Genomic DNA, 22,248 nt, shown 5'->3' with positions numbered 1-22,248 from the left:
GCATGCCGGACATCGTGGACGTCGAGCGCCGGTACCGGGCGGTCGCCAGCCGCGACGCGCGCTTCGACGGCTGGTTCTTCACCGGCGTGCACACCACCGGCATCTACTGCCGCCCCTCCTGCCCGGCTCGCACGCCGCTGGCGCACAACATCACCTTCTTTCCCACCGCGGCCGGCGCCCAGGCCGCCGGGTTCCGCGCCTGCCGCCGCTGCCGCCCCGACGCCGTCCCCGGATCACCGGAGTGGGACGTGCGCGCCGACGCCGTCGCCCGCGCCATGCGGCTCATCGCCGACGGTGAGGTGGAGCGCACCGGTGTCCCCGGACTGGCCGCGCGGCTGGGGTACTCCGAGCGCCAGCTGCACCGGCTGCTCGTTGCCGAGCTCGGCGTCGGCGCCCTGGCGCTGGCCCGGGCGCAGCGCGCGCAGACCGCGCGGCTGCTCATCGAGACCACCCGGCTGTCGATGGCCGAGATCGCCTTCGCCGCCGGCTTCGCCAGCATCCGGCAGTTCAACGAGACCGTGCAGGCGGTCTTCGCCACCACGCCGTCGGCGTTGCGGCCGACGTCCCTCCGCCCGGACGGCGGCAGCCCCGGCTGGCTGACCCTGCGGCTGGCCGCCCGCGCCCCGTTCGCCGCCGACGAGGTGCTCCTCTTCCTCGGCGCGCACGCCACCCCGGGTCTGGAGGAGTGGGACGGGACGACGTTCTCCCGGGTGCTCGACCTGCCGCACGGACCGGCCGTCGTCCGGCTCTCCGCCGGCGCCGGCAGCGCGGTCACCGCCCGCCTGCAGCTTCCCGAGCTGCGCGACCTCGGAACGGCGGTCGCACGGTGCCGCCGGCTGCTCGACCTGGACGCCGACCCGACCGCCGTCGACGAGGTGCTCGGCGCCGACCCGGCGCTGTCCGCACTGGTCGCCGGCGCCCCCGGACGGCGGGTGCCGACCTCCCCCGACGCCCCGGAGCTGGCCGTCCGCGCGGTACTCGGGCAGCAGGTCTCGGTCGCCGGTGCCCGCACCCTGACCGCCCGGCTGGTCACCGCCGCCGGGCAGCCGCTGCCCGAGCCGATCGGCAGCCTGACGCACGCCTTTCCCCGGCCGGCCGCGCTGGCCGACGCCGACCTCACCGCCGTCGGCCTGACCGGTTCCCGGCGGCGGACCGTGCACGCCCTGGCCGCGGCGCTGGCAGACGGCTCGGTGGACCTCGGCCCCGGCGCCGACCGGGAGGCGGCCACCCGCGCCCTCCTCGCGGTGCCCGGCATCGGGCCGTGGACCGCGGCGCTGGTCGGGCTGCGCGGACTCGCCGATCCCGACGTCTGGCTGCCCGGGGACCTTGCGCTGCGCCGCAGTCTGAGGACCCTGGGCAGCTCGGACGTAGACGCCGCGACCCGCTGGCGGCCGTGGCGCTCCTACGCCGTGATGCACCTGTGGGCGCTGGCCGTCCCCGACCTGTTCACCCGCCGCCCGTCCTCCGATCGGAGCGCACCATGAACCACCCGCCGGCCCGTTACGCCACCGTCCCCACCCCGCCCGGCCCGTTCACCGTCGTCGTGACCACCTCCGAGGGGAGGGACGTGGTGCTCGCCAGCGGCTGGACCGCCGAGGTCGACGAACTGCTGCCGGTGATCCACCGCCAGCTCCGGCCCACCTGGGTGGAGCGGGCCGACACCCTGCCCGTCCTGGAGACGGTGGAGGCCTTCGTCGTCGGCGACGTCACCGCCATCGACCAGGTCGAGGTGCGGCAGCGGTCCGGGCCGTTCCTCGAGGACGCCTGGGAGGTGCTGCGCACCGTCCCGGCCGGCCAACCGGACACCTACACCGCCTTCGCCGCCCGGTGCGGGCGCCCGGCGGCGGTACGGGCCGCCGCCGGCGCCTGCGCGCGCAACGCCGCGGCGCTGTTCGTCCCCTGCCACCGGGTGCTGGCCACCGGCGGCGGCCTGGGCGGTTTCCGCTGGGGGACGCCGGTCAAGCGGTGGCTGCTCGACCACGAGGCCGAGCACGCCGCCGTCCCGGTCTCGGTCGAGGCCTGAACAGGTATTGGAAGCTTTACTCCCACTTCGCCGACCGAAAACTGGGGGCAAAGCTTCCAATGCCTGGGCCGGGACGGCGTGACGGAACTGTCGGACCCGTCCGGCACCCTGCCGGACATGGACGCCGCTTCCCTGCTGCTCGGGCTCCTCATCGGCGCGCTGCTGGCCACCGCCGTCACCCTCGGCGTCGTCGCGCTGTCGGGCCGCCGGCGGCCCCCGCTCGACGCGCTGGAACCGGTGCACGAGTCACTGGACCACCTGCACCGGGTGCTGGCCGGCATCGAGCGCGACCGGGCCACCGCCCACGGCGAGCTGCGTGAGCAGGTCGGCACCGTCGGCCAGACCTCGGCACTGCTCCGCCAGGAGACCGCCGCGCTGGTGACCGCGCTGCGCACCCCGCACGTGCGGGGCCGGTGGGGAGAGGTCCAGCTGCGCCGGGTGGTCGAGGTGGCCGGCCTGGTCGAGCACTGCGACTTCGTCGAGCAGCCGAGTGGCACCACCGCCGACGGCGCCCGGGTGCGCCCTGACCTGGTGGTCACCCTCTCCGACGGCCGGCAGGTGGTCGTCGACGCCAAGGTCCCTTTCGCCGGCTACATCGAGGCCGTCCAGGCCACCGACGAGGCGGTGCGGCTCCAGCGCATCGCCGAGCACGCCCGCCAGCTGCGCACCCACGTCGACGCCCTCGCCGCCCGCCACTACCCCACCGCGTTCGGATCGGCGGCGCCCTTCACCGTGCTGTTCGTCCCCTCCGACGGCTTCCTCATCACCGCGCTGGAGGCCGAGCCGGGGCTGCTGGAGCACGGCTTCGCCCGCGACGTGGTCATCGCGACGCCGAGCACGCTGCTGGCACTGCTACGCACCGTCGCCTACTCGTGGCGGCAGGAGCGGCTCGCCCGCGACGCCACCGCGGTGCTCGAGGTGGGGCGCACGGTGCACACCCGGCTCACCACGCTGTCCGGGCACCTGACCCGGCTCGGCGCGGCGCTGGGCTCGACGCTGACTCGCTACAACGAGACGGTCGGCTCCTACGAGAACTCGGTGCTGGTCGCCGCCCGGCGGTTCGACGACCTCGGGGTGGCAGAGTCGCCGGTCCCGACGCCCGCGCCGGCGGAGGGTGCGGTGCGCATGCTGCGGTCGGTGCCCGATGGCGCCGCGGTCCACGGAGCAGGCGGCCATGGTGCGGGGGCCAACGCAGCCGGAGGCCACGGAGCCGACGACGCGGCACCCGGACGGGACGGCGCCACCGGGTGAGCCGTTTTCCGGCACCGCCGTGGCCCAGGTGACCGTGACCGAGGTCGTCGCCGCCCTGGACCGACTGCTCGCAAGGGTGTGGTGGTCCTCCCCGGCGCAGCTCCGGCTCACGATTCCGGGACGGCCGCCCGCCGGGCGCACTTCCCTCACTGGACGTCCTCAGTCCCACGCGTCCCGGCTGCGCGGTTCGCGCAGCAGAAGTGGCTCGCCACTCCCGGCAACCTGCAGCTACCTGCCAGCGCTGGCCGTTACCGTGGCGCGATCGGTGGTGCGCTCACGCTCCCCACCAGCCACCAGGAGGTGCACCATCGCTCCGAGCAGTGCTGTCGAGGCGAGGCGGGAGGACGCCGTGCGCGCAGAGCGCAGCGATGCCGGTTCGGCTTCCGGGCGCGGTTACCCGTCCCCACGGTCCGGCGGCAGTGCGCCGCGCGGCCGGGCGACGGACCGGGCCGGCCAGGCCCGACCGGCCGCCCGTCCCACACCGCCCCGCATGCCGGCTGGCCCGGACGCCGTCCGGGGTCCCGAGCGGGCTCCGGGCGCACGCCGTCCGCAGTCGGCCGCGGCCGGCCAGCGCGACGACCGTCCCTCGGCCCGCCCCCCGGCGCGCCGGGAAGTCCCCGTCCCCGGCCCCCGCACCCGCGGAGCGATCGCAGTGTTCGGCATGTTCGCGGTGACGCTGCTCGCCGCGGCCGCCGACTCCTACATCGGCGTCGGGCTGGGCACCATCACACTGCTCGCCCTGTTCGCGTCCTCCGTGGCCGCCGCGCTGCTGGTGCGCCGTCGCGACCTGCTGAGCGTGGTCGTCGCCCCGCCGCTGGTTTTCGTCGGCGTCGCGCTGGTCAACATCGTGCTGGCCCCCTCGGCCACCCTCAGTCTGACCACGCTGGCCACGCTGCTGATCCGCGGCTTCCCGGCCATGGGTCTGGGCGTCGGCGCGGCGCTGGTCGTCGCCGTCGGACGGCTCGTGGCCCGCCGCTGACGCACCAGGACTGCGACGACTCGGCTACGCCGAGCCCGGACTGCGACGACTCGGCTACGCCGAGCGTTCCTCCGTTCCGCCCGAGCAGGCGCGGAATGTTTCGCATGCCGCGCGCTCGGGCGGCGGTCAGCCCGGCTCGACGGCGAGCGCGCTGCGGCGGGGCTTGAGCTCGTGCGGAAGCGCGAACACCAGGCGCTCCTCGGCGGCCTTGACGGTCTCCACGTCCGGGTAGCCGCGCTCGGCCAGCCAGTCCAGCACCTCCGAGACCAGGATCTCCGGCACCGACGCGCCGCTGGTCACCCCGACCGTGCCGACCCCCGCCAGCCAGGCCTCGTCGATCTCGCTGGCGAAGTCGACCAGGTGGGAGTCACGGGCACCGGCTTCCAGGGCCACCTCGACCAGCCGCACCGAGTTCGACGAGTTCGTCGACCCGACGACCAGGACCAGGTCACACTCGCCGGCCATCTGCTTGACGGCCTGCTGCCGGTTCTGGGTGGCATAGCAGATGTCGTCACTCGGCGGGCTCTGCAGCCCGGGGAACCGGTTCTTCAGCGAGTCGACCGTCGCCAGCGTCTCATCGACCGACAGGGTGGTCTGCGAGAGCCAGACCACCTTCTCCGGGTCGCGGACCTGGACGTTGGCGATGTCCTCTGCGCCGTCGACGAGCTGGATGTGGGCCGGCGCCTCGCCGGCGGTGCCCTCGACCTCCTCGTGCCCGCGGTGGCCGATCAGCAGGATGTCGTAGTCGTCCTTGGCGAAGCGCTTGGCCTCCATGTGCACCTTGCTCACCAGCGGGCAGGTGGCGTCGATCGTCCGCAGCGACCGCTCCCGCGCCTGCTCGTGCACCGCCGGGGACACCCCGTGGGCGCTGAAGACGACGACCGCGCCCTCGGGCACCTCGTCGGTCTCCTCGACGAACACCGCGCCCTTGCGCTCCAGGGTGGCCACGACGTGCTTGTTGTGGACGATCTGCTTGCGCACGTACACCGGCGCCCCGTGGATCTCCAGTGCACGCTCGACCGCGACCACCGCCCGGTCCACCCCGGCGCAGTACCCCCGGGGGTCGGCGAGCAGGACGCGTCCGCGCGGTTCAGCCATGCGCCCATGGTAGAGACAGGACCCGCCTGCCCCCATCGCTCGCAAGCTCGCGGCGGGCCCCTGCAGGCGGGCCGAGTGAGATCCGGGGGACGAGGGCACACGTCAGGCTGCCGGTCGGGCCGCCGTACGGCACGCTGGGGTCCATGGCTCGAGAGATCCCCGAGGCCGTCCGTGCTGCGGCCGGACTGGTCGCCACCGTCCTGGACGAGACCTGCAAGCTGCCCGCGACCCTCCCCGGCCTGCCGGTGCGGCTCATCGGACTGGCCCTGCAGACCTCGCTGCGCCTCCAGCAGCAGTACTCCGGGCTCGTCGCCCGGGGCGACGAGGTGTTCACCGGGCTGTGGGGCGAGTCCGAGCCCGGCATGGCCACCTTCGACGAGGACGAGCCGCCGGTGACCGTCCCCGGCGACCGGCCCGCGCCGCGCAGCTCGGCCTTTGACCGGGTCGTCGACCTGGCCGAGAGCCCCGCCGACGACCTGACCGTCGAGCTCAGCGACGAGATCGTCGACCTCGGGGACGCGATGGCCGACGTCGAGGTGATCGACGTGGAGGTCGAGACTGCGATCGAGGAGCTGGCCGACGCCGCCCCGGTCGAGGGCGCGCTGCTGGACGCCGCGCTCGAGGAGCTGGCAGACGGCGCGGACGACATCGCGGACGCCGCGCCGCTCACCGACGTCCTCGCATTCGAGACCCTGGCGGCCGAGGGTGCGGGCCTCAGCGACGCCGAGGTCGCCGACCTGCCCGCCGACCCACCGGCCGACGCCGTGACCGAGGCGGTCGACGAACTGGCCGCCGAGGTGGACGCCGAGCTCGCCGCCGAGCTGCCGGAGACGGTCGCCGACGACCTGGCCGACGACCTGGCCGCCGACACTGTCGCGACCGTCGCCGACGAAGAGGTGGCCGAGGCCGAGGCCGCGGCCGAGGCGACGACCTCGGGCCAGGGCCCCGCGGAGGCACCCTCGGAGGTGGCTCTCGGCGACGTCGCCCCGGATGTCGAGGCGCTGGACGACGCGGCCGCCGAGGTGATCGACCTGGGCGCCGCCGAGCCCGTTGTCGTGCAGCCGGACGTGGCCGGCGCCGACGCCCTCCCCGGGGTGACCGGGGCGAACACCACGACCGCCGACGAGTCCGAGCGGGCGCCGGAGCAGGCGCCGGAGGCGGTCACCGATGAGCCCGAGGGCGGCAGCGACCTCGCGGGCTCGCAGGCCGCCGGCGCCGCGCCGGTCGAGGGCTACGACGGCTACAGCATCCCGACGCTGCGCGGGCGGCTGCGCAGCTTCGACGCCGAGACGGTCCAGGCACTGCTGGAGTACGAGCAGGCCACCCGCGCCCGCGCGTCGTACGTGACGCTGTTGTCGAACCGGCTGACCAAGCTCACCTCGTCGCCGGCCTGACAGCGGGGCAAGGCGGTGTCCAGCCGGCACACCTGGCAGGCTCGGGAAGGTGAGCAGCCCGTCCTCGCCCGAGTCGCCGTGGCCGGTGCGCACCGTCGCCCGCAAGGTCGCCGAGTGGATCGGCCGGCTGGGCGAGGTCTGGGTCGAGGGCCAGGTCGCGCAGTTGTCCCGGCGGGGCAACGCCGCGACCGTCTTCCTCACCCTGCGCGACCCTGCGGCGGACCTCTCGGTACCGGTGACGTGCCACCGCGACGTCGCCGACCGTCCCGGTCTCGTGCTCACCGAGGGTGCCCGGGTCATCGTCCGCGCCCGCCCGGACTACTACGTCGCCCGCGGCTCCTTCAGCCTGCGGGCCACCGAGATCCGCGCCGTCGGGCTGGGCGAGCTGCTTGCCCGGATCGAGCGGATCCGCCAGCTGCTGGCCGCCGAGGGACTCTTCGACGTCGTCCGGAAGCGGCCGCTGCCGTTCGCCCCGGCCGTCGTCGGGATGATCACCGGGCGGGACAGCGCCGCCGAGCGCGACGTTCTGGTCACTGCCCGGCGGCGCTGGCCGGCGGTCCGGTTCGCGATGCACAACTGCGCCGTCCAGGGGCCGACCGCGGCCGCCGGCGTCATCGACGGGCTACGGCAGCTGGACGCCGACCCGGCGGTCGAGGTGATCGTGATCGCCCGTGGCGGCGGGTCGGTCGAGGACCTGCTGCCCTTTTCCGACGAGGGCCTGGTGCGGGCGATCGCCGCCACCCGTACGCCGGTGGTCACCGCCGTCGGCCACGAGACCGACACCACGCTCGTCGACCACGTGGCCGACGTCCGCGCGGCCACCCCCACCGACGCCGCGCACCGGGTGGTGCCCGAGATCGGTGAGGAGCGCCGGCTGGTCGACGGGCTACGTGCCCGCGCCCGCTCGTTGGTGACCGGCCGGCTGGAGCAGCAGGAGCGCTGGCTGGAGTCGGTGCGCTCCCGCCCGGTGCTCGCCGAGCCGCAGCGGCTGCTCGCCGGCCGGGCCGACGACGTCCTGGCCCTGCGCGGGCGCGCCACCCGGACGCTCACCCACCGGGTCGACTCCGCCGAGCGGGACCTCGGGCACGCCCGGGCCCGGGTGGCCGCCCTCTCTCCCGCCGCGACCCTGCAGCGTGGCTATGCGGTGGTGCAGCGGGCCGACGGCTCACTCGTCCGCAACCCGACTGAGGTCGCCGACGACGAGCGGCTGCAGGTCCGCGTCGCCGGCGGCAGGCTCCCGGTCCGCGTCGACCGGACGGCCACCGGAGAGGATGGGCTTCGTGAGCGACACCCCTGAGAAGCAGGAGCCGACGCAGACCTACGAGCAGGCGCGCGAGGAACTCGCCGACGTGGTCCGTCGGCTGGAGGCGGGCGGGCTCCCACTCGAGGAGTCGCTGTCGCTGTGGGAGCGCGGCGAGGAGCTCGCCGAGCTGTGCCGGCACTGGCTGGACCGGGCCCGCGAGCGCCTGGCCGCCGCCCAGCCCACCGACTGACGCCAGCGGCCCTCCTGCAGGGGCCCGCCGCGAGCCTGCGAGCGGTGGGGGGCAGGGGGGTCCTTCCTCAGGAGGCGCGGTAGGGGCTGACGGCACCCGCCAGCTCCTCCAACTCCTCCTCAACCGCCGAGCCGGTGACCAGCAGCGTCACCGTCCCCTCGGTGCGGGTCAGCGCGGTCTCACCGCGCCCCGTGGTCAGCCGCTGCCACGGGACGCCGTCCACCTGCGCTGTGCCGTCGGCGGTCGCGTCGCCCAGCACGTCGGTGAGCGCGTCGACCTCGGCGTCGTCACTGACCACGTAGCCGGCGTACTCGCCGTCAGGGGTGTACCAGCCGATCTGCAGGGTCACCGGATCGCCGGGGTCGGCGGCCGCGCCGGCATCGGTGCGCACGCTCGTCGGCTGCCACCCGTCAGACAACCCCTGTGGGATCAGCAGTGGATAGGCCGCCCGCTGCGAGGCCAGGAACACCGAACCGTCAATCTCGACCGGCCGCACCACCTGGTCGGGCTGGCGCAGCTGGGTCCACCAGACCATGACGACGACGAGCACGGTCAACGGCAGCAGCGACCACAGCATGTTGCGGGCGGTGAACTTCAGCGCCCGCAGCTCGGCCGGCGACAGCTTCGTGGAGCCCGCGGACGGCGCGGCCCCGACCTCGGCGGCCGGGGGGACGACGGGCGGGGCCTGCTCGTCGGGACGATGACCGCGCGGGCCGGGTTCTGCCATGCCCCCTAGGATCGCAGCACAGCTCCCCCACCCCGTCGGCCAGCGTCGGCCGGTGGTCGTCCGAGGAGGTTCGCGTGTCCCTGCCCGAGAGCCCGCTGCCCAGCACCACCACGCCTGGTACCGCCTGGTCCGGCGGGGACCGGCCGGCCCCCGACCGCAACCTCGCGATGGAGTTGGTCCGGGTCACCGAGGCCGGCGCGATGGCCGCCGGGCGGTGGGTCGGCCGCGGTGACAAGAACGGCGGCGACGGCGCGGCCGTCGACGCGATGCGGGCCCTGATCGGCACCGTCAGCATGCGTGGCGTCGTCGTCATCGGGGAGGGCGAGAAGGACGAGGCCCCGATGCTGTTCAACGGCGAGGAGGTCGGCGACGGGCAGGGCCCCGAGTGCGACGTCGCCGTCGACCCCGTCGACGGCACCACGCTGATGGCCAAGGGCATGCCCAACGCGATCGCGGTCATGGCGGTCGCCGACCGGGGCGCCATGTACGACCCGTCGGCGGTCTTCTACATGGACAAGATCGCCACCGGTCCCGCGGCCGCCGACGCGATCGACATCACCGCACCGACCGCAGAGAACATCCGCCGGGTCGCCAAGGCCAAGAAGAGCTCGGTCGGCGACGTCACCGTCTGCATCCTCGACCGGCCGCGCCACCAGCAGCTGGTCCAGGAGGTGCGAGACGCCGGCGCCCGGATCAAGTTCATCACCGACGGCGACGTGGCCGGAGCCATCGCCGCGGCCCGTGAGGGCACCGGGGTCGACCTGCTGATGGGCATCGGCGGCACCCCCGAGGGGATCATCACCGCCTGTGCCCTCAAGTGCATGGGCGGCGCCCTACAGGGCCGGCTGTGGCCGCGCAACGACGAAGAGCGGCAGAAGGCGCTGGACGCCGGCCACGACCTGGACCGGGTGCTCGACATCGACGACCTGGTCTCCGGCGACGTGTTCTTCGTGGCCACCGGCATCACCGACGGCGAGCTGCTGCGCGGGGTGCAGTACCGCTCCGGTGGCGCGACCACGCAGTCGCTGGTCATGCGGTCGCGGTCGGGCACGATCCGCTCCATCGAGAGCCTGCACTCCCTGCAGAAGCTTAGCCAGTACTCCGCCGTCCCCTTCGGGCACGACGGCTGACCCATCGCGGTGCCCGGCCGGGCGGTCAGCGCGGCGGCGGCCGCGGGACGTTGAACCGGTCGAGCACCGCCCGCCAGCGACGCGGGTCCTCCCCCGGGGAGACTGCACAGCTGGAGGTCGCCGAAGACCGTCCACGCCCGGACGACGACCCGCGGCGTGCCCGCCAGCCGCGGGACCGGTGCCAGCTGGGTCTTCCAATCGTGGAACACCGTCCAGCCCTCGATCTCCGCGTCGATGCCCTCGCCACCAGCACCTCCACGTCACCGAAGACGGTGCCCACCTGCAGGTGCACCGTCTCGGCCGAGGTCGCCAGCTGTCGCAGGTCGACCCGGACGTCGCCGAAGACCGTGCTGACCCGCTCCGGCACGCCGGGCATCTGGGCCAGACGGACGTCGACGAAGACGCTGCTCACCGCGCCGGCTGCCCCGGCGGCGCCGACCACACGTATTAGCGCGGGCGGCCCGGCACGCCTCGCGACACCTCGGCTGGACGCCGTCCGGGCGGTGTCTAGGGTCCTGGGTCGAGCACCGAACACCACACCACACCGGGAGCGCACCGTGGCCACCGAGCCGGAGTACCGCGTCGAGCACGACTCCATGGGAGAGGTCCGGGTCCCCGCGTGGGCCAAGTGGCGGGCCCAGACCCAGCGCGCGGTCGAGAACTTCCCCATCTCGGGCACCCCGATCGAGCGCGAGCTCATCGCCGCCCTGGCGTCCATCAAGGGCGCGGCCGCGACGGTGAACGCCTCCCTCGGCGTCCTGCCGCAGGAGATCGCCGACGCCGTCTCCACCACCGCCCAGACCGTGGCCCGCGGCGACTGGGACGCCCACTTTCCGATCGACGTCTTCCAGACCGGTTCGGGGACGTCGAGCAACATGAACACCAACGAGGTCATCGCCAGCCTGGCCACCGAGGCGCTGGGCTCCCCGGTACACCCGAACGACCACGTCAACGCCTCGCAGTCCTCCAACGACGTGTTCCCCTCGGCGATCCACGTCGCCGCGACCCGGGCGATCGTCCGTGAGCTGATCCCGGCCCTGGAGCACCTGGCCGCCTCGCTGTCGCGCAAGGCGGAGGAGTTCGCCGACGTGGTCAAGAGCGGCCGCACCCACTTGATGGACGCCACCCCGGTGACCCTCGGGCAGGAGTTCGGCGGCTACGCCGCGGCCATGCGCTACGGCGTCGAACGGCTGCAGGCTTCCCTCCCCCGCATCGGGGAACTCCCGCTGGGCGGCACTGCGGTCGGCACCGGCATCAACACCCCGCCCGGCTTCGCCGCCGCCATCATCGAGAAGCTGGCCGCCGACCTGGACCTGCCGCTGTCCGAGGCCCGCGACCACTTCGAGGCGCAGAGCTCCCGGGACGCCCTTGTGGAGGGCTCGGGTCAGCTGAAGACCATCGCCGTCGGCCTCGTGAAAATCGCCAACGACCTGCGCTGGATGGGCTCGGGCCCGCGCACCGGTCTCGGCGAGATCGCCCTGCCCGACCTGCAGCCGGGCAGCTCGATCATGCCGGGCAAGGTGAACCCGGTCATCCCCGAGGCGACCATCCAGGTCGCTGCCCAGGTGATCGGCAACGACGCCGCGGTGACCTTCGCCGGTACGACCGGCTCCTTCGAGCTGAACGTGACGCTGCCGCTGATGGCCCGCAACGTGCTGGAGTCCATCCGCCTGCTGGCCAACGTCAGCCGGCTGCTGGCCGACCGCTGCGTGGACGGGATCACCGCCAACGTCGAGCGCTGCCGTGAGCTGGCCGAGTCCTCCCCCTCGATCGTGACGCCGCTGAACAAGTACATCGGCTATGAGGAGGCTGCCAAGGTGGCAAAGCAGTCCCTGGCAGAGCAGAAGACGATTCGCCAGGTCGTGGTGGAGCGGGGCTACGTCCAGGCGGGCAAGCTCACCGAGCAGCAGCTGGACGGCGCCCTGGACGTCCTCTCCATGACCCATCCCTGAAAAGGACCCCCTGCCCCCCACCACTCGCAAGCTCGCGGCGGGACCCTGCAGGGGGCCGTAGGACGGGCTGGACGGGGCCGGACGGCGGGGCCGTGTCGCGGATGGCGGAGAACTGAGTAGCGTCCCGAGTGATGAGCGAGACAGCGAGCACCCCAGACGTAGCCCTGCGCTGGCCGGGCGGCGAACTACCCCTGACGGTGGTCCCGGCCACCGAGGGCGCCGCGGGCATCGACACCGGCAAGCTGCTGGCGACGACCGGGCAGGTGGCGCTGGACATCGGGTTCGTGAACACCGCGGCCTGCACCTCGGCGATCACCTACATCGACGGTGACGCCGGGATCCTGCGCTACCGCGGCTACCCGATCGACCAGCTCGCCGGGAAGGCCAGCTTCATCGAGGTCTCCTACCTGCTGATCTACGGCGAGCTGCCCACCGCCGACCAGCTGGCCGAGTTCGACGAGCGGCTGCGGCACCACACCCTGCTGCACGAGGACCTCAAGCAGTTCTTCAAGGGCTTTCCCCGCGATGCGCACCCGATGCCGGTGCTCTCCTCGGCGGTCAGCGCCCTGTCGACCTTCTACCAGGACTCGCTGGACCCCTTCGACGCCCGGCACGTGGAGATCTCCACGCTGCGACTGCTGGCGAAGCTGCCGACCATCGCGGCCTACGCGTACAAGAAGTCGGTCGGCCAGCCGTTCCTTTACCCCGACAACTCCCTGGGCCTGGTGGAGAACTTCCTCCGGATGACCTTCGGGACGCCCTCCGAGCCCTACGAGGCCGACCCGGAACTGGTCAGGGCGCTGGACATGCTGTTCGTCCTGCACGCCGACCACGAGCAGAACTGCTCGACCTCCACCGTTCGGCTGGTCGGCTCTTCGCAGGCGAACATGTTCGCCTCGGTTTCAGCGGGCATCAACGCCCTGTTCGGCCCGCTGCACGGCGGGGCCAACCAGTCGGTGCTGGAGATGCTCGAGACGATCCGGGCCGATGGTGGCGACATCGGCCACTTCGTCGCCCGGGTCAAGGACAAGGAACCCGGCGTCAAGCTCATGGGCTTCGGGCACCGGGTCTACAAGAACTACGACCCGCGCGCGCAGATCGTGAAGTCGACGGCCGACACCGTGCTGGACAAGTTGGGCGGCAACAACGAGCTCCTCGACCTGGCCCGCCAGCTGGAGGAAGTCGCCCTCTCCGACGACTACTTCACCGCGCGCAAGCTCTATCCGAACGTCGACTTCTACACCGGCCTCATCTACCGGGCGATGGGCTTCCCGACCAAGATGTTCACCGTCCTGTTCGCCCTCGGCCGACTGCCCGGCTGGATCGCCCAGTGGCGGGAGATGATCGAGGACCCGACCACCAAGATCGGTCGGCCGCGGCAGGTCTACACCGGCGAAGCCGAGCGTTCCTTCGTGGGGATCGGCGACCGTTAGAGGACCCCCTTCCTCCCCACGCTTCGCAAGCTCAGCGCGGGCCCCTGGAAGGGGGCCGCTCCAGCACGTCACCAGGCCCCGTCGTCCATCCGGACGGCGGGGCCTCGTGCTATCTCCCCCTCTCACCCTCCGGGGTGAACCTCACCCCCCGACCCGGTGGCCGCCTCTCCTCCTGCCCTCCGGACGCGTCGATGAGAGACCGGTACCCCGCCTGCCGACCGGCCGGGCGGGCCGGGATCGGACGAGTCGACGGGGACACGGGCCATGGCTGCACCGCGCACGGAGAGCGCTGCTCCGCGCCTCCGTGCGCAGACCCCGGCCGGCCGCACCGCTACCCCGTCGACCCGCAGCGGGGCGCCCCGCACCGGCGCCCCACGCACCGCCGCCGCCCGGACCGGCACCCCACGCGCCGGCACTCCCCGCACCGGCGCCCCCGTCCGCCGCGTTCCCTCCGGTTCGCGCAGCCGGCCGCCCGCCCGCCGCCGCCACCCCGCTCCCCGCGCCCGCACGCCGCGCACCGGTGCGTCGTGGCTCATCCGGCTGGCCGTCGTAGCCGGCGCGACGATGGTGCTGGCGACGGTGCTGGCCGCGCTCCCCCAGCCGCCCACAGAGGCCGGCCAGGTGCTCCCCGCGGGCCTGACGTCCAGCCCGCAGGCGGCCGCGACGACGATCTCCGACCTGACCACCCGCTACCGTGCGGACCTCGCCGCCGCCGCCCGCCACGACGCCCAGGCGCAACAGAACCGGGACGACGCCGCCGCCGCCAGTGCGGAGAACGCGGTCGACCGGGCCGAGGTCGGCGGGTACGCCCAGGCGGCCTATCAGCGCACCACCACACAGCGCTACCCGCTGAGCGCGCTGTCGCTGGACCACGCCGCTGCCACCCCCGACGTCCTGCACGCGCAGGACCTGGCCGAGCAGCTCAGCACCCGGCAGGATCGCGCGGTCGGCCGGGCGGCGTTGTCCGCCCTCCACGCCGCCCAGTCCATCGACCGGGCCGCCGCTGCGCAGGACGCCGCTGACGCTGCCCGTGCCCGGGCCGCCGGCGTGCTCGCCGACGTCCGGGAGCTGGTGGGGCAGCTCGGCCCAGCGGTGACTGCCGGCTGGGCCGCGCTCGGCACGACACCCACCTCGGCCGCCCAGCAGACCCGCAATGCCACCGCCCTCCACGACTGGCAGACCTACCTCGGGGACCTGGCCACATCCGGGGTGACCCCGCCGCCGGCCGCCGAGCTGACCGACCCCGCGCACCTGCCCGACGGCCTGGCCCCGCTCCGGGACGCCGCCGGCACCACGGTGCCCGGCGTCGCCGTCACCTACGCCGGCGGGCGCACCGTCGCCGTGGTGTCGGCGGAGACCGTCGCCGCGGTCAGCGCGGGCTTCTCCCAGCTCGGCAAGCCCTACCTGGCCGGCCGGAGCGGACCCGACGGCTACGACTGCGGCGGTCTCACCGCGACCGCGTGGACCAGCGCCGGCTTCGGCCTGCCCGCGGACCTGGCCGGTCAGTGGGCACAGGGCACCCCAGTGCCCAGCGCCGACCTGCAGGTCGGGGACCTGGTCTTCACCACCGACCCGATGAGCGGGCTGGACGACGTCGGACTGTTCCTGGGCGGCAACCGGGTGCTGTCGGCGTCCGCGGACAACTACCAGGTGGGCGTGCGCGAGGTGCCCGACCTGACCACCGCCGTCCGGGTCACCGTGGTCCCGGCCCAGCCGACGCCCGTCCCGGTGGCCGGTGTGCTGCCGGCCAGCTGCAGTGCGCCGCCGCTCCCGGTCGGCGGGCTGACGGCGACCAGCGGGGCGTGGGGCGGCTGGGCCAACGGGCAGATCCCGGCCGACCAGCTGTGCCGGGTCGCCGGGGGCTCCCACCGGCTGCGCTGCGACGCGGCGGCGGCGTACACGGCGATGTCGGCGGCCTACGAGATGGCCTTCGGCAGCCCACTGTGCATCACCGACTCCTACCGGTCGCTGGGCGCGCAGGTCGACGCCCACGAGCGCAAGCCGCGCATCACCGCCGTCCCCGGCACGTCCAACCACGGGTGGGGGCTCGCCGTCGACCTGTGCGGTGGGGTGAACGTCTTCGGTACGCCACAGACGGCCTGGATGACGGCGAACGCGGCCCGCTTCGGCTGGCTGCACCCGGGCTGGGCCGACCGGTCCGGCTCCAACCCCGAGGCATGGCACTGGGAGTACGGCGCCCTGCTCTGACCCCGCCTCGCGTAGGGGTGGTCAGGCCCAGCCGAGGTCGGCGAGGTCCCGCCAGGGCATCGTCCGGCTGGCCTCGGTCGCCTCGGCGGCCAGCCGGCGGGCCACGCCGGGCTCGGCGCAGGCGACCGGCCGCCGGGGGGTGACCACGACGTGGGCGTCCGGCAGGCTCAGCCCCGCGGACGCCGACTCCGCCAGCAGGTCCTCCGGGCGGGTCAGCAGCGCGGTGTCCAGGCCCGGCATATCGGGGTGCGACCACAGGGCCACGGGCCCCGCCAGGTGCAGCTCCCCGGGCAGCACGGAGGCTCGGCCCAGGGCCGCCGACCGGACCTGGTGGACCGCCGGGAGGGTCGCCGTCCGGGAGGGACGCCAGGTCACGATCGTGCCCTCCCGGGCCACGACGACGCGCCAGCCCAGCACGGACTGCCGGGTGTCGGCCCAGTCGAGGACGGCGATCCCGGCCTTCCTCGCCACCACGTCGGGCACCGGACGGCGGGCGAGCCACGAGCGCAGGGCCGCGGTCACCCCCTCCGGCGTGGGCAGCACGCGCGCGCGGCTCATCTCCCCGGCCAGCTCGACCAACGGCACCCGGGTCCGGCGCCCGCCCTCCTCGACGACCAGGACCGGGCCGTCAACGACGGCCAGCTCGAGCCCGGGGGCGTCCAGCGTCGCGCGCACGTCCTCGACGGCGGCGATGAGGTCACCGGTGCGCACCTGGGCGCGGGTCAGGCGGTGCAGCAGCCCCGCCGGGGCGCCGAACGGCTGCTCCATCAGGCGCTCCGCCTCCCGGTCAGCGCCGCTCGCGCGACCGGGGACAACTCCGCCAGGGACAGCACACCGGCCAGCTCGGCTGCGGACAGCCGGACCGGAACGACGTCGGTGCCCCAGCCGGTGGCCTGACGCACCCGCAGGATCGGGGCGGGCCAGACCAGCTCGCGGGCGGCCGCGACGTGCAGTTCGGTGAGCACGTCGCCGAGGTGGATGGCGACCACGGGGTGCAGCCCCGGGGCGTCCAGGGCAGCCTGCACGGCCCGCTGCACGTCGGCCCGGTCCACGGCGGCGAGCCAGTGCGGGACGAGGACAGCCTGGGTCGGGTCCTCCAGCGGGGCGCTCACGACCACCCCTCCCCGGCCACCGCGGGGCGACCGTTGCAGGCAGGGACCGTCACGACACATACATCGGCAGCTCCGCGGTCCATCGGACCCCCGGCCGGACGTTTCCACCCCAGGCCACCCGCCCCCGAACGTCGATGGGCCGGTCCACCCGGAGGTCGACCGGCCCACAGCGGGGACGGCGGATGGCCGGAGCGGCCGCAGGTCAGCCGGCCAACTCGGTGAGCCGCTCCTTGAGGGCGCGCTCTGCCCGGTCGGCGTGCACGTTCATGTTGCGCACCGAGGTGACCAGCTCGTTGGAGAGCTGGGTCTTGGTCTTGCCGCCCCAGGTGGTGAGGTACCAGGTCGCCCAACCCAGCACGTTCGGCTGGGCGGCGCGCTGGTCACGCCGGGCGGTCGGGTCGGGAGCGCAGGCAGCGGTGAGCGCGTGCGACAGCAGCGTCTGCTCCGCCTCGCCCATGAGCTCGTCGGGCACCTCGGCGCTGTCGGGCAGCACGTACTCGACCGAGTCCGGGCCGCCGTCCAGGGAGTGCAGGTTGCGCAGACCGTTGAGGGTGGCCACCGTCTGGGAGTTGCGGCGCAGGGTGGCGACACTCTGCCCCATGTAGGCGGCCAGCTCCTTCTCGCTCGGCCGGCGCTGGTGCTCCGCGGTGAAGGCGGCGATCGCCTTCTGCTGCTTGTTCTCGGTGTCCGCAGCGGTGCGGCCGTAGGCGTTGCGGCCCAGGTCGTGCACCCACTTGGACAGCTGGGTGGCCAGGAAGGCCCCGAAAGGGACGCCCTTGCCCTCGTCGTACTGTCCGACGGCCTTCAGCACCCATTCGGCGACCTGCTGGTCGACGTCGTCGTTGTCGGGCAGGTGCAGCCGGATGGTGCTCATGTTCCGCTGCAGCCGCTTGAGGCTGATCCGGCAGTAGTGCCGGCACAGGTCGGCGAGGAAGTCCGACGGCAGGTCCCGCGGAGCCCGCCGGCGCACGTCGGCCTCGGCGCGCAGGCCGACCGTGGCGTAGCCGTGCTCGGCGCACCAGGCCCGGATGAGGGTCGCCATGGAGTCGCCCTCCCCGCATGCGCCGTCGACCCGGTACAGGCCCTCGCCCTCGTCGTAGGTGACAATGACGCCGGCCGGCAGCGTGGCCCGGAAGGTGGCCAGCGGCAGCTCGCGGTCGGCTCGGAAGTGCACCCGGTCGCGCGGGGTGATCGGCGCCAGCGCCCAGCCCTCGGCCTCACTGATGCCCCCGAAGACGAGGGGCTCGCGGGTGCGCGGACGGTCGTCGATCGCCGTCGTGGGCAGGGCGGTAGTGGGCAGAGCGGGGTGGGACACCGGTCCTCCTGAGGGGAAGTCAAGGTGGGCGTGGTGGGGAAGAGAGAAATGCGGGCCGGCCTGCGCGCCGGCGGGGGCGCGGAACGCCTCAGGCGTGGACGGGCACCGCGCGGCGGGCGTCCTGCGCCGGGGAGCCGGTCGCGGGGGCGGACTCGCTGCGGCGGGGGGCCGGGATGAAGGGGCGCGGCGCGGCGACCGCGTCGAGGACGCCGACGGTGGCGCTGCGCTCGGCATCGCTGGGCTCGGCGACGTAGACCGGCATGTAGTCGTACAGCGAGGTGAACAGGCCGTCGACGAAAAGGTATGCGGCCTGGGCCGACGCGGAGAACTTGGCGACCTCGGCCCGCGCGCCCAGGTCGATGCCGACGGTGACGCGGGCGACGCGGTCGTCCTTGCTCAGCCCGGTCAGCTCGAAGGCGACCAACGGGTGCTCGGCGGCCAGCGCGACGAGCGCGGCCAGGCACTTGCGCACCGCGGGCCGGCGGGGGCGCAGCTGCACGTGGACCACGACCGAGTCGGTGAACTCCGGCTCGCCGTCGGTCTCGACCCCGGCACCCGGGTGGATGCCGAGGTCGGCACCGAGGGTGCTCAGGTCGATGCCCGGCTCGAGGCCGAGGTCCGCCGTGCCCGCACCGGCGAACTGGCTGCCGGCGTGGGCCGGACGAGTGGTTGCGCTGAGTTCCATGAACGTTGCCCCCTGTGTCGTGCTGTGGGGGAAGACTTGCGCACGGAACGATGAACCAACGGCGAGACTCGCCGTCCTGTTACTAGTGGGGCAGGCGGGAAAAGCAATAGTTGGGGCGAACTAGCGTCCATGTTGGCAAGTTAATCTACGCGGACCGATCCGTCCCAGGTGCAAAGGCCGCAAGCGCAGCCATGGCATCCGCAGCCACCTCGGCGGCCAGGGCATTCGCCTCGGCGATCTGCTTGTAGACCTCTTCGCGGTGGATGGTGACCTCGCGCGGCGCCTTGAAGCCCAGCCGGACCGTGCCGCCGCGGACCTCGACGACGTAGACCTCGATGTCCTCGCCGATCCGGATGCTTTCGCCGACGCTGCGGGTGAGTGTGAGCATGAGTTGACCCCTCCATGGGTGTGTGGCCTCCGTGGCCGTCCCCCGATCATCGGCGGACGAGGGGTGCCGGGCCACCGCAGTGGTCCGACGCCCTGTTCAGTTCTCGGCAGGCCGACCGCCGAACGGGTCGGGGACTGTCGGTCGGATCAGCGCAAGAAGTCCAGCAGGGTCGGCTGGATTACCTGTGCGGTCGCCTGCAGAGCGGCCTGGTAACCGGTCTGCTGCATCTGCAGCTCCATGATCGTCCGTGGCATGTCGACGTCCTCGTTGGCCGACAGCTGCGCCTGCAAGATCAGCGACCGGTTGGTGTTGACCTCCTTGGCGGTGTCGAAGCGGGCCTGCCGGGTGCCGATGTCCGCAGTGGCGGTGAGCATCTTGCCCCGCACTACGTCCAGGTCGGCCAGGTCGCTCCTGAGCGCCGCGACGTCCCCGACGTTGGCGACGATGTTGGCGACGACGGCGAACAGGTCCTTGCCGGCGACCGGGTCGCCGAAGGCCTCCGCGCCGGTGATGTCCACCCGGACGCTCTCGACGTCGGAGATCCGCCGGTTCACCGGCACCACGGGGATCCCCCCCGAGCCGCCGAGGCCGGTGTACGTGCCGTCGGAGGCATAGGCCGCCCTGCCGGTGGTTACACCGCCGAACAGCGGCCGCCCCTGCACGACGGTGTTGGCCGCGCCCAGCAGGCTCTCCCGCAGCCCGGAGACCTGGGCCGCGATCGCCTGCTGGGACTCGGCGGACATCGTGCCCTGGTTCAGGGCCTGGAGGGTCAGGTTCCGGACCACCAGGACCTGGTCGAGCATGTCCTGCAGCGTCGAGTCGGTCGAGTTCAGGACGGTGACGCCGTCGGTGATGTTGCGGGCCTGCTGGTCGACACCGGCCATGTCCCTGCGGGTGAGCAGCGAGGTGTTGGTGCCGGTCGGCGAGTCCGAGGGCCGGCTGATCGTCGTCCCCGACGTCAGCTGCTGCTGGATCTTGTTGACCGCCGCCAGGTTGCTGTTGAGCCCCTGCAGGCTGGTCGTCGTGATCGCACGCTGGGTGATCCGCATCAGGGTCAGCGCCCCACGAGCCCGGTGCGGTTGATCAGCACGTCGAGCATCTCGTCTATGGCGGTGATCAGCCGGCCGGCCGCCTGGTAGCCGTGCTGGAACTGAAGCATGTTGGTCATCTCCTCATCGAGGTTGACGCCGGCGACCGACTCGCGGGAGGCGTCCACCTGAGTAGCGATCACGCTCTGTGTGGCGAGGTCGTTCGTGGTGGTCGACGCCTCGACGCCCAGCGTCACGATCAGCTTCCGGTAGTTGGCGTCGGCTCCGGCCGATGCCAACCGCAGCTGGTAGATCCGGTCGGCATTGCCGTTTTCGCCCGAGACGGCTCCGGCCGTGGCCGGGGACAGGCTCGCGGCGGCGAGCTCGTCGGTGCTGCTGATCGCCAGGTCGAGGGTGGCCGCGGTGATCCCGGTGAGGCCCCCTGCCCCGTCGTCGAACAGCGGCTTGCCGGGGTTCCCCTTCAGGTCGTACCCGCTGGTGTGGACCGCGTTGAACTGGTCGGCGAGCTGCTGGGCGATCCCGTCCAGCTGCGTCCGGTACTTCGGAATGATCCGGGTCATCGAGGCGAGCTGGCCGTCCGCCGTCCCGCCGGGGCGGACGGTCGTGCCACCGGGGGCGGTGACCAGGCGGGGCGGGTCGGTGGCCGCGTCGGCGGGGTCGGTGCTGCCGGCCAGTCGCAGCGCCAGCACGCTGGAGCCGCTGACCAGCGTGGACCCGCCCACGGTGACGGTCATGCTGCCGTCCTCGCCCACCGCGGCCGTGGCGCCGACCTGGTCGGACAGCTTGAGGACCAGCGTGTCCCGCTTGTCGGCCAGCTCGTTGCTCGGCATGCCGGCGTTCGACGCCCGCGCGATCGCCACGTTCAGGTCGGCGATGGAGGCCGCCGTCGCATTCACGTCCGCGGCCAGCGACTCGAGGCTGGCGTGGTTCTGCTCCCACTGCTGGTCCAGCGTGGCGCTCGCGGTGTGCAGTCCGTCCACGAGCGTGCGGGTGGACTGCAGGACCTGGCTGCGGGCACCGAGCTCGGTCGGGTTGTTCATCACGTCGCTCCAGCCCGCCCACATCTTCGTCAGCTGCTGTGCGATGCCCGTGGTGCCGGGCTCGCGGAAGGCGTCCTCCATCTGGGTGAACGTGGTGTCCTGGACGGTGAGGCTGGCGGTGACCGCGTGCTCGGTCTGCGCCCGGCGCTCCAGGAAGGCGTCCCGGATGCGGGTGATCGTGTCGGCGCTGACGCCCTGGCCGATGCCGTTGCCCACCGAGAAGACGGCCGGGACGGTACTGCCGGCGACCGACTGCAGGTCGGCCCGCTGCCGGGAGTACCCGGCGGTGTTGACGTTGGCGATGTTCTGGCCGGTGACGTCCATCCCGCGCTGCTGCGCCCAGAGCGCGGTCACCGCGGTGTTCAGACCGGAGAAGGTGCTCACTTGGACTCCTCGCTGGCGCTCGTCGCCGGCGTTCGCCGAGCTGCTGTGCTGATCGGTGAGCTCGCGAGCTCGCTCACAGGGCACCGTCCAGCGTCACGGCGCGGTAGGCGTTGCCCGCCGCCCGCCCATGGTTGGTGTACGTGCCCGCGGCGGTGCCCCGGGTCGACAGCAGTGCGTCGCCGATGGCGGCCAGGCCGCCCTCGATCAGACCCTTGTTGGCGTCGGAGAGGGTGCGCAGCTCGGTGACGAGCGTGAGCAGGTTCTCGTGGTGCTTGACGTAGAGGTCACTCCACGGCACCGGTGCGACCTCGGCGAGCTGACGCAGCGACGGGTTCGCCGTCAGACCCAACCGGCCGGCGATCTGCTCGGTGGCCGCCGCGCGCTCGACCTCCAGGGTGCGCAGCTGGTCCAGGACGACCTCGATCTCGTGCGCGATCCGGGCCAGCCACCGGGTCTTCCCGGTGAGGATCAGGTACTGCTTCTCCTCGGCCTTGAACAGGAGCAGGTCGAGCAGCTCCTGCTCACGCCAGAGCAACGTCGACAGGTGCTGGTGGTCCATGGCGGCCGCCCCTCCCTCGTCGTGTGGT

Annotated in this window: 22 protein-coding genes; 11 read left to right on the top strand and 11 right to left on the bottom strand. The window is 73.4% G+C overall.

Going from position 1 to position 22,248, the window contains the following annotated elements:
- Positions 1–2 precede the first annotated feature (2 nt).
- The 4 genes from BLW04_RS07830 (at position 3) to BLW04_RS07815 (ending at position 4,253) form a co-directional block, all read left to right on the top strand.
- On the top strand, positions 3–1,484 hold the full coding sequence (locus tag BLW04_RS07830) for an Ada metal-binding domain-containing protein (RefSeq protein WP_091538286.1): 1,482 nt from the start codon (positions 3–5) through the stop codon (positions 1,482–1,484).
- Entirely contained in the window at positions 1,481–2,023 is a 543-nt protein-coding gene (locus tag BLW04_RS07825; protein ID WP_091538284.1) for a methylated-DNA--[protein]-cysteine S-methyltransferase, read from the top strand. Before BLW04_RS07830 ends, BLW04_RS07825 begins: the two co-directional genes overlap by 4 nt.
- Before the next feature lie 117 nt (positions 2,024–2,140).
- Positions 2,141–3,274 (top strand): DNA recombination protein RmuC, encoded by a 1,134-nt coding sequence (locus BLW04_RS07820; protein ID WP_091538363.1) that lies wholly within the window; start codon positions 2,141–2,143, stop codon positions 3,272–3,274.
- Between the two features lie 490 nt (positions 3,275–3,764).
- Positions 3,765–4,253, top strand: coding sequence for a DUF6542 domain-containing protein (locus tag BLW04_RS07815; RefSeq protein ID WP_139306769.1), 489 nt, complete (start codon positions 3,765–3,767; stop codon positions 4,251–4,253).
- A gap of 126 nt (positions 4,254–4,379) precedes the next feature.
- Here BLW04_RS07815 and BLW04_RS07810 read toward each other — a convergent pair whose 3' ends face one another.
- A complete protein-coding gene (locus BLW04_RS07810; protein ID WP_091538280.1) occupies positions 4,380–5,351 on the bottom strand; it encodes a 4-hydroxy-3-methylbut-2-enyl diphosphate reductase in 972 nt (323 codons plus the stop codon).
- Between the two features lie 143 nt (positions 5,352–5,494).
- Between BLW04_RS07810 and BLW04_RS26580 the strand changes: the two genes are divergently transcribed.
- The 3 genes from BLW04_RS26580 to BLW04_RS07795 are packed head-to-tail and all read left to right on the top strand — an operon-like array spanning position 5,495 to position 8,238.
- A complete protein-coding gene (locus BLW04_RS26580; RefSeq protein ID WP_091538278.1) occupies positions 5,495–6,745 on the top strand; it encodes a hypothetical protein in 1,251 nt (416 codons plus the stop codon).
- Positions 6,746–6,794: 49 nt separating this feature from the next.
- A complete protein-coding gene (gene xseA, locus BLW04_RS07800; RefSeq protein ID WP_091538276.1) occupies positions 6,795–8,042 on the top strand; it encodes an exodeoxyribonuclease VII large subunit in 1,248 nt (415 codons plus the stop codon).
- The gene (locus BLW04_RS07795) at positions 8,017–8,238 is read left to right on the top strand and encodes an exodeoxyribonuclease VII small subunit (RefSeq protein ID WP_091538275.1); all 222 of its coding nucleotides are present in this window, start codon (positions 8,017–8,019) and stop codon (positions 8,236–8,238) included. The genes xseA and BLW04_RS07795 overlap by 26 nt, the downstream gene beginning before the upstream one ends.
- 67 nt (positions 8,239–8,305) lie before the next feature.
- On the opposite strand, the gene BLW04_RS07790 is transcribed toward BLW04_RS07795, so the two are convergent.
- Positions 8,306–8,965, bottom strand: a complete 660-nt coding sequence (locus BLW04_RS07790; protein WP_091538272.1) for a DUF4245 domain-containing protein — start codon at positions 8,963–8,965, stop codon at positions 8,306–8,308.
- 167 nt (positions 8,966–9,132) lie between these two features.
- Between BLW04_RS07790 and glpX the strand changes: the two genes are divergently transcribed.
- Positions 9,133–10,095, top strand: coding sequence for a class II fructose-bisphosphatase (gene glpX, locus BLW04_RS07785; protein WP_217630901.1), 963 nt, complete (start codon positions 9,133–9,135; stop codon positions 10,093–10,095).
- A gap of 25 nt (positions 10,096–10,120) precedes the next feature.
- On the opposite strand, the gene BLW04_RS07780 is transcribed toward glpX, so the two are convergent.
- Positions 10,121–10,507 (bottom strand): hypothetical protein, encoded by a 387-nt coding sequence (locus BLW04_RS07780; protein WP_139306768.1) that lies wholly within the window; start codon positions 10,505–10,507, stop codon positions 10,121–10,123.
- A gap of 145 nt (positions 10,508–10,652) precedes the next feature.
- Here BLW04_RS07780 and BLW04_RS07775 point away from each other — a divergent pair, with 145 nt between their 5' ends.
- The 3 genes from BLW04_RS07775 to BLW04_RS07765 all read left to right on the top strand — a co-directional run bounded on the left by BLW04_RS07775 (position 10,653) and on the right by BLW04_RS07765 (position 15,688).
- Positions 10,653–12,047, top strand: a complete 1,395-nt coding sequence (locus tag BLW04_RS07775; RefSeq protein WP_091538268.1) for a class II fumarate hydratase — start codon at positions 10,653–10,655, stop codon at positions 12,045–12,047.
- Positions 12,048–12,178: 131 nt separating this feature from the next.
- Positions 12,179–13,480: a citrate synthase gene (locus BLW04_RS07770; RefSeq protein ID WP_091538266.1), complete on the top strand. Its 1,302-nt coding sequence runs from the start codon at positions 12,179–12,181 to the stop codon at positions 13,478–13,480.
- A gap of 264 nt (positions 13,481–13,744) precedes the next feature.
- Positions 13,745–15,688, top strand: coding sequence for an NlpC/P60 family protein (locus tag BLW04_RS07765; RefSeq protein ID WP_091538264.1), 1,944 nt, complete (start codon positions 13,745–13,747; stop codon positions 15,686–15,688).
- A gap of 21 nt (positions 15,689–15,709) precedes the next feature.
- Here BLW04_RS07765 and BLW04_RS07760 read toward each other — a convergent pair whose 3' ends face one another.
- The 8 genes from BLW04_RS07760 to BLW04_RS07725 form a co-directional block, all read right to left on the bottom strand.
- On the bottom strand, positions 15,710–16,456 hold the full coding sequence (locus BLW04_RS07760; RefSeq protein ID WP_091538262.1) for a hypothetical protein: 747 nt from the start codon (positions 16,454–16,456) through the stop codon (positions 15,710–15,712).
- A complete protein-coding gene (locus BLW04_RS07755) occupies positions 16,456–16,800 on the bottom strand; it encodes a hypothetical protein (protein ID WP_175483941.1) in 345 nt (114 codons plus the stop codon). Before BLW04_RS07755 ends, BLW04_RS07760 begins: the two co-directional genes overlap by 1 nt.
- 202 nt (positions 16,801–17,002) lie before the next feature.
- Positions 17,003–18,115 carry a sigma-70 family RNA polymerase sigma factor gene (locus tag BLW04_RS07750; protein WP_254781163.1) on the bottom strand — a complete coding sequence of 371 codons (1,113 nt, stop codon included), beginning with the start codon at positions 18,113–18,115 and terminating at the stop codon, positions 17,003–17,005.
- Between the two features lie 88 nt (positions 18,116–18,203).
- Positions 18,204–18,800 (bottom strand): hypothetical protein, encoded by a 597-nt coding sequence (locus BLW04_RS26575; protein WP_175483940.1) that lies wholly within the window; start codon positions 18,798–18,800, stop codon positions 18,204–18,206.
- Positions 18,801–18,945: 145 nt separating this feature from the next.
- The gene (gene csrA / locus BLW04_RS29135; protein ID WP_091538258.1) at positions 18,946–19,188 is read right to left on the bottom strand and encodes a carbon storage regulator CsrA; all 243 of its coding nucleotides are present in this window, start codon (positions 19,186–19,188) and stop codon (positions 18,946–18,948) included.
- 146 nt (positions 19,189–19,334) lie between these two features.
- Positions 19,335–20,237: a flagellin N-terminal helical domain-containing protein gene (locus tag BLW04_RS07735; protein ID WP_091538257.1), complete on the bottom strand. Its 903-nt coding sequence runs from the start codon at positions 20,235–20,237 to the stop codon at positions 19,335–19,337.
- A 5-nt stretch (positions 20,238–20,242) separates the two neighbouring features.
- Positions 20,243–21,661, bottom strand: a complete 1,419-nt coding sequence (gene flgK / locus BLW04_RS07730; protein ID WP_091538255.1) for a flagellar hook-associated protein FlgK — start codon at positions 21,659–21,661, stop codon at positions 20,243–20,245.
- Between the two features lie 73 nt (positions 21,662–21,734).
- Complete coding sequence (locus tag BLW04_RS07725) at positions 21,735–22,220, bottom strand: flagellar protein FlgN (protein ID WP_091538254.1); 486 nt, start codon at positions 22,218–22,220, stop codon at positions 21,735–21,737.
- Between the last annotated feature and the right edge of the window lie 28 nt (positions 22,221–22,248).

The organism is Modestobacter sp. DSM 44400, assembly GCF_900107175.1.
Lineage (GTDB): Bacteria > Actinomycetota > Actinomycetes > Mycobacteriales > Geodermatophilaceae > Modestobacter.
Note: the sequence above shows the minus strand (reverse complement) of the source record. Positions and strands in the feature narration are given on the sequence as shown.

Bases quoted from the DNA above. Each gene is read 5' to 3' on its own strand.
- BLW04_RS26580 (WP_091538278.1), top strand. From the start codon at position 5,495: ATGGCTCGAGAGATCCCCGAGGCCGTCCGTGCTGCGGCCGGACTGGTC.
- glpX (WP_217630901.1), top strand. From the start codon at position 9,133: ATGGAGTTGGTCCGGGTCACCGAGGCCGGCGCGATGGCCGCCGGGCGG.
- BLW04_RS07735 (WP_091538257.1), bottom strand. From the start codon at position 20,237: ATGCGGATCACCCAGCGTGCGATCACGACGACCAGCCTGCAGGGGCTC.
- BLW04_RS07790 (WP_091538272.1), bottom strand. From the start codon at position 8,965: ATGGCAGAACCCGGCCCGCGCGGTCATCGTCCCGACGAGCAGGCCCCG.
- csrA (WP_091538258.1), bottom strand. From the start codon at position 19,188: ATGCTCACACTCACCCGCAGCGTCGGCGAAAGCATCCGGATCGGCGAG.
- BLW04_RS07760 (WP_091538262.1), bottom strand. From the start codon at position 16,456: ATGGAGCAGCCGTTCGGCGCCCCGGCGGGGCTGCTGCACCGCCTGACC.
- BLW04_RS07820 (WP_091538363.1), top strand. From the start codon at position 2,141: ATGGACGCCGCTTCCCTGCTGCTCGGGCTCCTCATCGGCGCGCTGCTG.
- BLW04_RS26575 (WP_175483940.1), bottom strand. From the start codon at position 18,800: ATGGAACTCAGCGCAACCACTCGTCCGGCCCACGCCGGCAGCCAGTTC.
- BLW04_RS07770 (WP_091538266.1), top strand. From the start codon at position 12,179: ATGAGCGAGACAGCGAGCACCCCAGACGTAGCCCTGCGCTGGCCGGGC.
- BLW04_RS07815 (WP_139306769.1), top strand. From the start codon at position 3,765: ATGCCGGCTGGCCCGGACGCCGTCCGGGGTCCCGAGCGGGCTCCGGGC.
- BLW04_RS07725 (WP_091538254.1), bottom strand. From the start codon at position 22,220: ATGGACCACCAGCACCTGTCGACGTTGCTCTGGCGTGAGCAGGAGCTG.
- BLW04_RS07825 (WP_091538284.1), top strand. From the start codon at position 1,481: ATGAACCACCCGCCGGCCCGTTACGCCACCGTCCCCACCCCGCCCGGC.
- BLW04_RS07830 (WP_091538286.1), top strand. From the start codon at position 3: ATGCCGGACATCGTGGACGTCGAGCGCCGGTACCGGGCGGTCGCCAGC.
- BLW04_RS07795 (WP_091538275.1), top strand. From the start codon at position 8,017: ATGGGCTTCGTGAGCGACACCCCTGAGAAGCAGGAGCCGACGCAGACC.
- BLW04_RS07810 (WP_091538280.1), bottom strand. From the start codon at position 5,351: ATGGCTGAACCGCGCGGACGCGTCCTGCTCGCCGACCCCCGGGGGTAC.
- BLW04_RS07765 (WP_091538264.1), top strand. From the start codon at position 13,745: ATGGCTGCACCGCGCACGGAGAGCGCTGCTCCGCGCCTCCGTGCGCAG.